Here is a 13,266-nt window from a genome sequence, read left to right as displayed (position 1 = left end):
ATTATATGACCGCATGAACTTTAAAGAACCTAATTTTTAAAAACGCTTTATTTAAAAACATGAAATTTTCAATTGCAAAATCGCTGTCTCTCTTAATGCCCGCAGCATTTATTTTAACCTTCGCTACATCGTACACTCCTAAACCAGCGCATTTTGAAACAGGGACCAAAGAAAAGCCTGCAGCAGTAAAGAGATATTTATACGTGGCAACGCCCGGTGTTCGCAATTACCTAGGTTATGGCGGTCATGGCATACAGGTTTTTGATATGGATAACAACCATCGTTTTCTAAAATTCATTCCGACGGCAGGATTAAATAAAGATGGAAAGCCCTCGAATGTAAAAGGTATTGCTGTTAGCCTCGCTACCAATTGCATTTATATCACCACGCTTGAAGCAATGCAATGCATTGATATTACTACAGAAAAACTGTTGTGGGAAAAACCGTACGAAGGGGGCGCCGACCGATTGTCAATGTCTCCCGACGGAAAGCTGATCTATCTCCCTTCCCTAGAAAAAGAGTTCTGGACTGTTGTAGATGCAAAAACAGGAAATATCATTAAAAAAATAGTTACTAACTCGGGGGCTCATAATACGATTTATGGTCCTTCAGGAAATCATGTTTATTTAGGCGGATTAAAGTCGACTTATATGAATGTTGCCAATACAAAGACACATACAGTTGACAAGCAGGTTGGCCCTTTTGCAGCCGACATTCGCCCTTTTACAATAAATGCTACCGAAAGCCTGGTATATGTAAACGTAAACGGTTTGCTTGGCTTCGAGGTAGGAGATTTAAACAGTGGCAAAAAACTACATCGGGTTGAAGTGCAAGGTTTCAATATTGGTGAAGTGAAGCGCCATGGTTGTCCTGCGCATGGCATTGGACTAACGCCTGATGAAAAGGAATTATGGCTTTGTGATGGGGCCAACAACCGTGTTCACGTATTTGACAATACTGTTATGCCACCCCGGCAAGTAACAACTATTCAAGTGCGTGATATGCCGGGATGGATCACCTTTAGTCTTGATGGCAAATATGCTTATCCTTCAACCGGCGACGTTATTGATGTAAAAACCCGTAAGATTGTTGCTACGCTTGAAGACCAGAACTATAACAGCGTGCAAAGTGAAAAAATGGTTGAGATACAATTTTCGGGAAACAAGGCAGTTCGTGCGGGGGATCAGTTTGGGATAGGCCGGGCGGCGAAGAGTAGGTAAGAAGTGCACGTTGTCTACTAGCTCAAACACTCTTACCCTAAAAAAATCTCCTTGCCGGTACCTAACTCTAAATCACTCCCCCATAGGTTTCGAAAAATTAAAAAATGGGGTGTAAACCCCAATAACGCCGGTTTGATTTAAGAAAAGAGTCACCTTTACAATATAAAAAAAGAAGCCAAAAAATAGGTAGTATAAGTGTGCGACGCAACCGGAGTGGAAGGCTGGTCTAACGTTGGCTACCTAACCAATTCTAACCCAAATGGAATTGTATTACTGAAATTAAAAGAGTCAAGGTGCAAAAAAATAATCTGATAAAGAAGGAAGCATATGTCAACGGCAAATGGGTGAGTGCGCGTTCAGGCAAAACCTTTGAGGTGAATAATCCTGCTACAGGAGCATTAATTGCAAGCATTCCGGATATGAACCGCGAAGATGTGCGGGCGGCAATCGATGCTGCAAACGAGTCGTGGCATTCGTACCGCGACCTGACAGCAAACGAACGTGCAGGTTTATTGAAAAAATGGTATGCACTGATACTTGAAAATAAGGAAGAGCTGGCAAACTTAATGACCATTGAATCCGGTAAAGTGTTGCAGGAAAGTATTGGAGAGGTTGAGTACGGCGCATCGTTCGTAGAGTGGTTTGCAGAAGAAGCTAAGCGTACGTATGGAGATGTTATTCCAGCCCCAACAAACGACAAACGTATTGTGGTAATCAAACAATCTATTGGGGTGGTGGCTGCACTAACTCCATGGAATTTTCCGCTTGCAATGATTACCCGTAAGGTAGCACCTGCACTGGCGGCAGGAAGCCCGGTGGTAGTAAAACCGCCGTCAGAAACACCGTTGACTGCATTAGCCCTGGCCCACCTGGCAGAAAAAGCAGGCTTTCCTCCCGGTGTTTATAATACAGTTACAACAACCGAAAGCAGCGAAGTAGGTAAAGAACTGTGCGAGAACCGAAAGGTTAGGAAACTGTCGTTTACCGGATCTACACAGGTAGGTAAAATATTAATGAGCCAGTGTTCCTCAACCTTAAAGAAATTATCACTTGAGCTTGGTGGCAATGCTCCGTTTATTGTTTTCGACGATGCTGATGTAGATGCTGCAGTAAAAGGAGCGATTGCTGCAAAGTTTCGTAATAGTGGCCAGACGTGTGTTTGTGTAAACCGCTTTTTTGCCCAGGATAAAATCTATGAGGAATTTGTTGCAAAGCTTACCAGCGCTGTAGCCGGCTTAAAGGTTGGAAACGGTTTAGACAGCGATGTGCAGATTGGGCCGCTAATAAGTGCAAAAGGACTAAATAAAGTAAAGCAACATGTGGAAGACGCAGTTGCAAAAGGTGCTGTGTTAAGGGAAGGTGGAAAAGAAATGAGTGGCCTATTTTACCAACCTACCGTTTTAGCTGATGCCACTGCTGATATGATAATAGCGCAGGAAGAAGTTTTTGGGCCGGTCGCACCGGTTTTTAGGTTTAGTACAGAAGAAGAAGTGATCAAAATGGCCAACGATACCGAATACGGACTTGCTGCTTATTTTTATACCAAAGACGTTTCCCGTTGCTGGCGGGTAGCGGAAGCGCTCGAAAGTGGAATGGTTGGAATTAATGAAGGTTTGATATCTAATGCAGTAGCACCGTTTGGTGGCGTAAAACAATCAGGAATTGGACGCGAAGGTTCTAAATACGGGATGGACTATTTTATGGAAATAAAATATTTGTGTTTCGGAGGGATTAAATAAGAGATGGTTTTTTAAATCAACTCTGAATCTTTTCCAAACATTGTTGCGTCGCACACTTGTACCGAAAATGCTGGTTGAGCTTATTCTTTTTCCTGGCTTGTAAGTTCTTCGGCTGCTCTTAATAAAGCATTGTCTCTTTCCATGTCAATAATCCAATCTTTACGCCGCAGTTCAAAGTTAGTTCCCAGGTAAAGGTTTCTTACTTGTTCATCGCCTGCTAACTCTTCAGCAGTTCCGTGCTTAAATATTTTACCTTCTATCAGCAGGTAAGCCCGGTCACAAATGGAGAGTGTTTCATTTACGTTGTGGTCCGTGATCAGAATACCGATGTTGCGGTATTTTAGTTTCGCTACAACTGACTGAATATCTTCAACGGCAATAGGATCCACGCCGGCAAACGGTTCATCTAATAAAATAAATTTTGGATCAACAGCAAGGGCACGGGCAATTTCTGTTCTTCGTCTTTCACCTCCGCTCAAGCTGTCCCCGTTATTTTTTCGTACCTGGTGAAGGTTGAACTCATCTAACAGCGCCTCAAGCTTTTGTTTCTGGTCGTGCTTTGTTAGTTTAGTCATCTCCAACACCGCCTTTATATTGTCTTCAACAGACAGCTTTCTGAAAACACTGGCTTCTTGCGGAAGATAACCAATGCCCATCTGCGCTCTTTTGTACATGGGAAGCTTGGTAATGTCCTTTTCCCCCAAAAACACTCTTCCTTCGTCTGGCTTAATCAAACCCACAACCATGTAAAACGTAGTTGTCTTACCCGCTCCGTTAGGACCAAGTAAACCCACTATCTCACCTTGCTTCACGTTTACTGATACATGGTTTACTACCGTGCGGTTACGATAACTTTTTATAAGTTCTTCGGTATGAATGATAAGGCTCAATGACTAATATTTAAACAAAAATACAGTATACAGTTGTTTAATATAAATAGTAGCTGGCTCTTAACAGTTTGTTGGATCGCTTTAATATTCACCGGTAGTAACCCCGTAATGGATGTTATTGGAAAGATAGAATCATGTACAAATGCACGATTAGCAAAGTATAGCTCAGGGCCGTCTTGAGGTATGCAAGCTTTAGTGTTGATTTACAAAAAGCAACACCAGTAAAAAGCAAAATAGAATTGTCGCAGATGAACGAAATGCGACGCAACGATTGTTACATACGGGTTATAAAGCTGGTATCAGAATAGGTATAAAACGAACGAAAACCTGTTCGAAACGTGGTAATATCAACCGGGTAATAAAGAGTTTCTGAAGAACTACAGGCTACCCCTGCATCTTGTTTTTCACTGTTTCCATCTTATGTTTGCAACAATTTTAATATAAAGGATGAAAGTTATTGACCATCTCAATCAAGCTAAGGATACGCTTGTTTCTTTTGAAATACTGCCGCCATTAAAAGGTAAAAGCATCAGCTCAATTTATGATCACCTCGATCCTTTAATGGAGTTTAAGCCGTCGTGGATAAATGTGACCTACCACCGCAGCGAGACAATGTTTAAAAAGAAATCGGATGGAACATTTGAAAAAGTTGAAGTGAGGAAGCGGCCGGGAACGGTGGGCATTTGTGCTTCTATAATGAACCATTATAAGATAGATGCGGTTCCTCATTTTATATGTGGTGGCTTTAATAAGAGGGAAACGGAAGATGCACTGATTGACCTTAACTTTCTTAACGTAGAGAACGTATTGGTTTTGCGTGGCGATGCAGCTAAGAATGAGGCTTCTTTTGAACCAGAGCCAGGCGGCCACAGCTACGCAATAGATTTACTAAAGCAGGTGCTTGATTTGAATAACGGCATTTACATGGACGAAGACATACGAAATGGTGGTAAAACTAATTTTTGTATTGGTGTTGCCGGCTATCCCGAAAAGCATTTTGAATCTCCCAATCCGGAAATTGACTTACAAAGGCTAAAGGAAAAAGTAGATGCTGGTGCCAGTTATATAATGACACAGATGTTTTTTGATAATCAAAAATTTTACGACTTTCAAAAGGCGTGTCGGGCCATAGGGATCGATGCGCCTATCATCCCCGGTCTTAAACCCATTACCAGTAAAAAACAGTTGTCAATATTGCCAAGAATTTTTCATGTTGATATACCTACAGAGCTTTCTAATGCCATTATGCGTTGTAAGAACGACCAGGAATGCGAGATCGTTGGGCAAGAATGGCTGACACAACAAAGTAAAGAATTGAAAAAGTTCGGAGTACCGGTGTTGCATTACTATACCCTGGGAAAACCAAAAGTAATCTGGAACGTGGTAAAGGATATACTATAGAAAATAACGGTTTTATAAATGAAATAAAAAAAGAGGGACGGTCCCTCTTTTTTTATTGTTGCAAGCCCACCTTTGGCCCTGCTTTCTTTGCATCAGGTAATTATTATAACGTCTGCATATTAAAAGCCAATACAACTACTTTCTTCATTTAGCCAATTGTTTTTTTGGTTTTTTTTTTAAAAAAGACGTCTTCAAAAAACCTATTAGCAGGTCATCATTTATTTATCTCCTCCCTTTAGGGCTGCGGCTTTCGTTTTCGCGGTAAGCACGTCGTCAAATTGTTCGAGGCTCAACATTTTTCCTATAATTCGTTTTTGAGCGTCTAGCAAATACAACGTGGGGGTTTTATATACGTCGTACAATTGCCTGAAATTGGCAGCGCCTTTTTTAGTCTCTTCATCCCTGGCCGCTTTTGTCTGGTAGATATGAGCCCATCCTTCCAGCTTGTGTTCGTTAACAAACTTTTTCCATGCGGGATTAGCGCCTTCGTCTACGTTTACACCAACTAATTTTACTCCCAGCGCTTTCCACTTTGCCCGGTAAATAGAATCAACTCGTGGAACCGTTTCTTTACAGTGTCCGCAATTTGGATCCCAAAAAGTAACAAACGTGTAAGGTGCATTTATACCGTATAAAGTAACTGGTTTACCAGTGGTGTCTACCATTTTAAGGTCCGCTGCCGGTTCGCCTAATTGGTTTGCCATTAAGCTGTAAGCACGATCGAAAATGAATTTTGTTTGTTTTGCATTGAGCCAGGCCGTATCACCTTTACTGTAGTATTTATCAAAAAGAAACAAAAACACCTTTTCCTGTCCCATGTATTCGGGGTTAATGTACTTATCGGTAAACTTGCCCAACAGGTACTTAAACATTTCGCGGCTTTCGCGCGATACCAATAGCATGTAGTTCACCTCACTAATAATTGAATCTGCTTCAGGAGCCACATAGTACTTAAAATATTCCTCCAGCTTTGGTTCAAAAAAAGGGGTGCGTACCAGGCTCTCATCGTCAAACGCAACGCCTTGCCACCAATTGTCTTTTACATATCGGTAAGGATAGGTTGAGTCTGCTTTACCATTTTTACCTATAGGTATTGCCGGTATCTCAGGCCGTTTCATGCCATAAAAAAAGCTGGCAAGCATAGAGGTGGGATGGGCTTTTGTAAAACTTTCTCTATAATCCTGCAATTCCTTATTGGCCTTAGCCATCGTGGTTTTAATGACACCAGAGTCGCGGGCAGTCTTTGCTTCGGCCAGTTGTTTTTGCAAGGCTGTAAGCATAGGAGTTTTTTGTGCAAGAAAACGTGTGTATTCCTGGAACATCTGGTTATCGGCAGAACCTGTGATTGCAACATTTGCAAGGTTGGTTGTATCTGCTTTTATTGAAAAGTTTTGCTCCTTATCCATTAAAAATTCAAACAGAAGGTATTTCTGCGGAGACACTGCAAAGTAAATTCCCTGCGGCAGCTTTTCCTTGCCTTTAAAAACGCCTTGGCCTTTTTCATTTAAAAAGGCGGAGTCTGAAAGGTTTTTGTATTTACCAAAATAACATCCAAGATAAACCCAGGTGTTTTTATAGGGAGTGAGCGTAATAGGAATATGATAGCCTCCTGTAGTTTTAACTGCCGGAGCAGCCGTCTTTTTTATAGCTTTATTTTGTGCTGTCGAAACCAGGCTTATTATTACAACCGCCAGGCTTGTTAGTAAGTAATGCCTCATACTGTTTCTATAAATAGGATTAACTGTAAAAATATCTTTAAAACTGTCAGATCGCTTTTTCAATTTGTTAATTACTGCTGCTGCTGTATACGAAGAATTTGGGCAACCTACCTCCCCCATGGATCTGCTGCTCGCTTAACAAATGCAAAAAAAGTTGCATAAGCATTCCATTGTAGAAGGGAGTGACACAACGATGTTGACAGAAGTTACTTTGCTCACTACTAAGATAGAATCCTCCTCGCAATCACTTCTTAAAATTGACAGCTGGTGATTGCTTTTTTAGCCGGCATTTCGTTCTTCTTCAGCTTTGGTTGCGACGCTCCGTTTAGGCTTTTGAATGACTATGGTACGTACGATAACGTTTTTATTGTGCTGTTATTCTTTAGGAAATACTAAAGTATTGGAATAACTACTTTTGCCAAATGAGAAGGAAAAAAGTGGTATTGCATAACGTGTTGATGGAAAATTACGCGGCCGAAGGCAAATCATTGGCGCGGGTGGAAGGAAAAGTAATTTTTGTTGAAAACACTATTCCGGGTGATGAAGTAGATGTGCTATTGCAGAAAAATAAAAAAGACTGGGGCGAAGGAATTGCCATCCATTATCATAAATATAGTGACTTAAGGGTTGAACCTTTTTGCCAGCATTTTGGTGTTTGCGGTGGATGCCAGTGGCAAATGCTTCCTTATGCGCAACAGCTACAATACAAGCAGCAGCAGGTTACCGACAACCTTCAGCGAATTGGCAAAGTTGCCTTGCCCGATATAATGCCTATTATTGGCGCGGAGCAAACAACGCGGTATCGCAACAAAATGGAATACACTTTTTCTAATAAGAGGTTTCTTTTAGCAGAAGAACTAAACAACCCTGATGTTACTCCCGACGAAAATGTGGCCGGTTTTCATGCCCGGGGCTTTTTTGATAAAGTTGTTCCGATTTATGAATGCCACTTACAGGAAGAGCCTACAAATTTTATTCGGTTAGCCGTTTGGGATTATGCTAAACAACACGGGCTAAGCCATTATGATATTCGAAACCATACCGGTTACCTGCGCAACCTGCTCATCCGGATTGCCACTACCGGCGAAATAATGGTAAACCTTGTGGTAGGTTACGAAGACAAAAACACCCAGGCTTCATTGCTGGAATTCATTCAAAATAAATTCCCGCAGATAACTACCCTGTTATATACAATTAACACTAAACGAAATGACAGCCTGTACGATCTTCAGCCAATCGCTTTCTGCGGTAAAGGTTATATTATAGAAAGGCTCGAAGACTTTGAATTTAAGATCTCGCCTAAATCCTTTTTTCAAACCAATACGAAGCAGGGGGAAAAATTATACCAGGTAACACGCCAGTTTGCTGAACTAAACGGAACACAAACGGTGTACGATTTGTATTGTGGTACCGGTAGTATTGGCATTTTTGTAAGTAAACTGGCTAAAAAGATTGTAGGTGTTGAGGTAGTTGAAGAGGCTATAGCCGACGCAAAAGAAAATGCACTTTTAAACCATCTTGAAAACGCGGCTTTTTTTGCTGGCGATGTAATAGACATTTGTGATGATGCATTTTTTGAAAGCAACGGCCGGCCCGATGTTATTATTACTGACCCGCCCCGGGCTGGTATGCACGAAAAACTGGTGAGAAAGTTGCTTCATATAGCAGCACCAATAGTTGTTTACGTTAGTTGCAACCCTGCTACACAAGCACGTGATTTGAGCCTTTTGAACGAAAAATATGATGTAACTAAAATCCAGCCGGTAGACATGTTTCCTCATACGCTACATATTGAAAACGTAGTTCAATTAAAACTTCGATAACTTTTAGCAGCATACCTTTGACAGACTTTTTAATAACATGAATCAATACAGTCCCACCAGCTACAGGAATCTTCCCACAATTATTAAGAACTTGCTTATAATAAATGTCCTGGTGTTTTTGGCACAGAGTACTATTGGCAAAGGCGGGTTTATAGATATGGAGGATTTGTTTGGCTTGCATCATGTAAAGTCGCCTCTTTTTCAACCGTGGCAAATTATCACCCACATGTTTCTACATGGTAATTTCATGCACCTGCTGTACAACATGTTTGCCCTTTGGATGTTTGGTTCGGAGCTCGAAGATATGTGGGGGCCAAAAAGGTTTCTTACTTTCTATTTTTTATGTGGTATTGGTGCAGCTTTAATTCAGTTGCTCTGGCTGTGGTTTCAGTGGCACGACCTGGTAAATCAGTTTTATGCTGTAAGGGTGCACCCAAATGCTGATACTTTTATGGCATTTTATAATCAGTTTGGACTTGATCAGCGCCCCCAGGCAGTATCGGTTCTACAAAACTATTTATCCGATCCCGGCAATAGTGGTAGTGCAAACGAGGTAGTTCAGTACATTTCAAACTTTACATATGCGGTCATAAGCGACCCTACGATAGGTGCCAGCGGTGCTGTTTTTGGCGTTTTAGCTGCATATATTTATTTATTTCCTAACAGGAAATTATATTTATACTTTGTTATTGGGATACAAGCTAAATGGATTGGCCTGGCTTATTTTGGCTACGAGATTTTTTCAGCTTTCCAAAATAATCCAAATGACAATATCGCTCACTGGGCCCACATTGGTGGCGGTTTGGTTGGTTTTTTGTTAGTACTTACGTGGAACAGAAAGGATCGAAAAAATTTTTATTAACTTAAAGAGTTCGCTTTAACATTAAATGAAATGAGTTTATTGCAGCAAAACAGCAGGAAAAGAATTTTGCTTGGACAGGATGGAAACTCCCTTGTCCTGCTGATCATTTTCAATATCATTGTTTACATTTTGCTCAACTTTACAAAACTTGTTTACTCTATAAATAATGGGGCTGAGGGCGTTTTCGAATCCCAGGTTTTGAATTATATTTCGGTCCCGGCTCAACCATCGGTTTTTGCTTCCCGTCCCTGGACATTACTGATATACATGTTTTCTCATTACAAACTGCTTGAACTCATCAGTAGCATGTTGTGGCTTTGGGGCTTTGGTTATATTTTCCAGAATCTTGCAGGCAACCGTAAACTTATCCCCGTCTATTTATATGGCGGTTTAGCTGGTTCTGTTTTCTTTTTACTCATTATTAATTTAATTCCATCTTTAAGGGAAAACGGAAACAACACATATCCGCTGTTAGGGTCTGGGCCGGCACTAATGGCTCTGGCAGTAGCCACTACTGCTACTGCGCCGCAATACAAACTAAGACTTCTTCCAAAATTCAATGTTCCTTTATGGGGATTGGCGGCGGTCTTTGTTATTATCCGCGTAGGAACAGTAGGAGGAAACCCTGGTCATATAGGCGCCCTCGTTGCCGGTGGCTTAATGGGTTATATATTTATTTGGCAACTTGAAAGAGGCAACGACTGGAGCCGGTGGATGGTGGACCTGGTGCATTGGGCAGACGACTTATTCCGCCCGGAAAAAAAACACATTAAAAATCCTACTAAAAATCAATTGTTTTATAAATCGAACCAGAAGCCGTTCGAAAAAACCCCTCATGTAACCCAACAAAGGGTTGACGATTTGCTGGACAAAATTCATCACAAAGGCTACAGTTCTTTAACAGAAGATGAGAAAGATTTTCTGAAAAAAGCAAGCACAGAAGAGTTGTAGTTAATGAAGAAATTCTTTTTTACGGTACTTGCCGTTATTACTCTTATATCGGCTCTTGCTTATTTTGCCAGTTGTTTTACACCCTATATTAGCCCTGTACATTTTTGGCCAATGGCTTTTTTGGCTTTAGGGTTTCCATACCTTGCAGCTGTCATACTTATACTTGCCTTCCTTTGGCTGTTTATTAGAAGGCAAGCTGCATTATTTTTAATCCTGCTGTTTTTCGTTGGTTTTCAAAACCTTTCTTCCACTTTCGCCCTTAACCCTTTCGTTAAGTCAACCATCGCTAAAGACACAGGGTCACTACGTATCTTAACCTGGAACGTTAAAGGCTTCGACAATCCTTCTATTGGTATGGATACGATACATTCAATCAGAAAACGAATGTTTGATTATATCGCCATGGTTAATCCTGATGTGTTGTGTGTACAAGAGTTTGCAGAACACTATGTAAAGGGAACATTTTCAAACACAGAAGATTTAAAAAAAATGGGATACTTGTATGTCAATAGAACTGATGAGATAAATCTGATAGCCAACTACGGAACTATTGCAACTGGTTCAGCCATCTTTTCTAAAACTCCCATTATCGCTTCATCAAAAGTGCTGTTAGGAGATCCCTCATATACAGAATACTTAACTTCAGCAGATATCTCTTTTCAGAACAAAACAATCCGAATTTTCTCGACTCATTTCAAATCACTTAATTTATTTGCAAATCCCTCCGAAACCGGAAACCGCGTCAGGTTTTACGGCGATTCAAATTTTGTTTATTTAGACTCGAAATTCAGTAAATTAAAATCGTTTGCACAGGCTCACTCAAAAGAAGCCTTAATTGCAAAAAGTGCCATCAACAAAAGTCCTTTCCCCGTAATTATAGGAACTGACATGAATTCGGTTCCAACCTCTTATCCTTACCGCACAATGTCTGCTAATCTACAAGATGCTTTTAAATTAAAAGGATGCGGTTTAGGAGCTACAATGGACAGTCTTCCCAAAACGCTTCGGATTGATTTTTTATTCATTGATAAAAAACTTTCTATAAAAAGTTTTGGTAGAGACGAAGTGCATTTATCTGATCACTTTCCGCAGTTTGTTGACGTAAAATGGAAGGAATAATGCAAGTTTTTCATCTAACTTGCTGCTAATTAATTGCTTTATATTTACACTATGGCAGGTGGAAAGGTTCGAAAAGTTTTTAGTCGCTTTTTTCTTGTAATCAACTGTATTATAGCGGGTATCTTTCTTATCGCCTGTCTTGTACCCTATTTAAATCCTTCAACCTGGTGGTTTATGGGTATTATGGGTCTTTCGGTTCCCTACATGGCCTTGCTGCTGGTATTTTTTATCTTTTTTTGGTGGGTCGCAAAACCGTCCTGGTCACTCATTCCTATCATCGCGTTACTAATAGGTTGGAAACAATTGAGCGTGTTATTTGCTACGAATAAATACGAAACTTTTACTGAAAAAAAAGACAGCACTTACCTTCGCATTGTTGATTGGAATACAAGAAGCTTCGAGGGTTTAAGCAACAAAGCCGATAAAAAGAGAATAGACCGCGCCACAATTCCTGAAGCCATTATGGCACAAAAACCCGATATTATTTGTTTGCAGGAATTCAACAACTCTGCTGCTCAAAACAACCTTCGCAGGTTTAAAGAATTCTATCCCTACCACTATTTCTCAAAAGACTTTGAACGACGTAAACAAGGTTACCAGGCCGGCTGCATTATCTTCTCAAAATACCCCATCGTCGATTCAGGTAAAATCCGTTTTCCTGGAAACTCCAGTGAAAGTCTTATATATGCTGACATAGCTACGCCTAAAAAAATTGTCAGAATATTTACCACCCACCTACAGTCCTTTAAGTTTAAACAAGAAGATTATGAGGGTATAGAAATCATAAAAAATACAGAGAATAAAACACTGCCGGCGTCAAAAAGCCTTTTGCAAAAAATGAAGCTTGCTTATACTAAAAGAGGCGAACAGGCAGACATTGTAAGAAAGGCTTTAGACCACTCTCCTTATCCAACTATTATTTGTGGAGACTTTAATGACGTTCCTAACAGTTATACTTATTTTCATATACGAAAAGACTGGCAAGACGTTTTTCTTACAACCTCGTTAGGTATTGGCCGCACTTACATTGCACTTGCACCCACTCTTAGAATCGACTATATATTGCCCGACAATAATTTTTACGTACAGCAATTCGACCTGGTGGATGAAGACCTGAGCGACCACCTGATGTTGGTGGCCGACCTTGGTATTAAGTAACCTTTTTGTAACCGACTTTATCTCTTTTCTCATCAGTCGTTGCGTCGCACACTTATACGTTATAACCTGTATAAGCCTCTTTAATGTATGGTTAAAAAAACACAACCCATTATTTGCCCTCTAGGAGACTCGGCAGTCATTATTAATTACGAACCTGCGATTGCTGAAGCCGTTAATCGACGAGTATTAGCTACATCACACGCTATAAAAGAAGCTTGTTTTGTTGGAGTAAAAGATATTGTTCCTGCATACAGTTCTATAACGGTTCATTATGATGTTGTCGCCGTTCGTAAAAAATATCGGCACCAACCAGCGTTCGTTACAATAAAAGAACAACTTGAAACTTTGTTATTTCAATCAATAAAAGATCTCCCACAAACTATCC

Annotated in this window: 11 protein-coding genes; 9 read left to right on the top strand and 2 right to left on the bottom strand. The window is 40.5% G+C overall.

The annotated features are described in order from the left end of the window. Positions 1-59: 59 nt before the first annotated feature. Together JWR87_RS18405 and JWR87_RS18400 are read left to right on the top strand one after the other, a co-directional pair. The gene (locus tag JWR87_RS18405; protein ID WP_297822991.1) at positions 60-1,220 is read left to right on the top strand and encodes a hypothetical protein; all 1,161 of its coding nucleotides are present in this window, start codon (positions 60-62) and stop codon (positions 1,218-1,220) included. Between the two features lie 293 nt (positions 1,221-1,513). Continuing rightward, entirely contained in the window at positions 1,514-2,959 is a 1,446-nt protein-coding gene (locus tag JWR87_RS18400; RefSeq protein WP_297822988.1) for an NAD-dependent succinate-semialdehyde dehydrogenase, read from the top strand. A gap of 80 nt (positions 2,960-3,039) precedes the next feature. Here JWR87_RS18400 and lptB read toward each other — a convergent pair whose 3' ends face one another. Beyond that, on the bottom strand, positions 3,040-3,849 hold the full coding sequence (gene lptB / locus JWR87_RS18395; protein ID WP_297822986.1) for an LPS export ABC transporter ATP-binding protein: 810 nt from the start codon (positions 3,847-3,849) through the stop codon (positions 3,040-3,042). Positions 3,850-4,296: 447 nt separating this feature from the next. On the opposite strand from lptB, the gene JWR87_RS18390 reads away from it, so the two are divergent. Beyond that, the gene (locus tag JWR87_RS18390) at positions 4,297-5,250 is read left to right on the top strand and encodes a methylenetetrahydrofolate reductase (RefSeq protein WP_297822984.1); all 954 of its coding nucleotides are present in this window, start codon (positions 4,297-4,299) and stop codon (positions 5,248-5,250) included. Positions 5,251-5,468: 218 nt separating this feature from the next. Here the strand turns inward: JWR87_RS18390 and JWR87_RS18385 are convergent, their stop codons facing one another. Further along, a complete protein-coding gene (locus JWR87_RS18385) occupies positions 5,469-7,031 on the bottom strand; it encodes a redoxin domain-containing protein (protein ID WP_297822982.1) in 1,563 nt (520 codons plus the stop codon). A gap of 359 nt (positions 7,032-7,390) precedes the next feature. Between JWR87_RS18385 and rlmD the strand changes: the two genes are divergently transcribed. The 6 genes from rlmD to JWR87_RS18355 all read left to right on the top strand — a co-directional run. Further along, positions 7,391-8,791: a 23S rRNA (uracil(1939)-C(5))-methyltransferase RlmD gene (gene rlmD, locus JWR87_RS18380; RefSeq protein WP_297822980.1), complete on the top strand. Its 1,401-nt coding sequence runs from the start codon at positions 7,391-7,393 to the stop codon at positions 8,789-8,791. 37 nt (positions 8,792-8,828) lie between these two features. After that, complete coding sequence (locus tag JWR87_RS18375; protein ID WP_297822978.1) at positions 8,829-9,653, top strand: rhomboid family intramembrane serine protease; 825 nt, start codon at positions 8,829-8,831, stop codon at positions 9,651-9,653. Positions 9,654-9,683: 30 nt separating this feature from the next. Continuing rightward, positions 9,684-10,604: a rhomboid family intramembrane serine protease gene (locus JWR87_RS18370; protein ID WP_297822976.1), complete on the top strand. Its 921-nt coding sequence runs from the start codon at positions 9,684-9,686 to the stop codon at positions 10,602-10,604. A 3-nt stretch (positions 10,605-10,607) separates the two neighbouring features. Beyond that, positions 10,608-11,723, top strand: a complete 1,116-nt coding sequence (locus JWR87_RS18365; protein ID WP_297822974.1) for an endonuclease/exonuclease/phosphatase family protein — start codon at positions 10,608-10,610, stop codon at positions 11,721-11,723. Between the two features lie 51 nt (positions 11,724-11,774). Beyond that, positions 11,775-12,881, top strand: a complete 1,107-nt coding sequence (locus JWR87_RS18360) for an endonuclease/exonuclease/phosphatase family protein (protein ID WP_297822972.1) — start codon at positions 11,775-11,777, stop codon at positions 12,879-12,881. Positions 12,882-12,968: 87 nt separating this feature from the next. Next, positions 12,969-13,266: carboxyltransferase domain-containing protein (locus tag JWR87_RS18355; protein WP_297822970.1), on the top strand; the 298-nt coding region annotated here is incomplete at its 3' end.

The sequence above is a fragment of the Segetibacter sp. genome (assembly GCF_025963695.1).
In the GTDB taxonomy this organism is placed as follows: domain Bacteria; phylum Bacteroidota; class Bacteroidia; order Chitinophagales; family Chitinophagaceae; genus Segetibacter.
The sequence above is the reverse complement of the archived record's forward strand: the minus strand, read 5'-3'. Positions and strand labels throughout refer to the sequence as shown.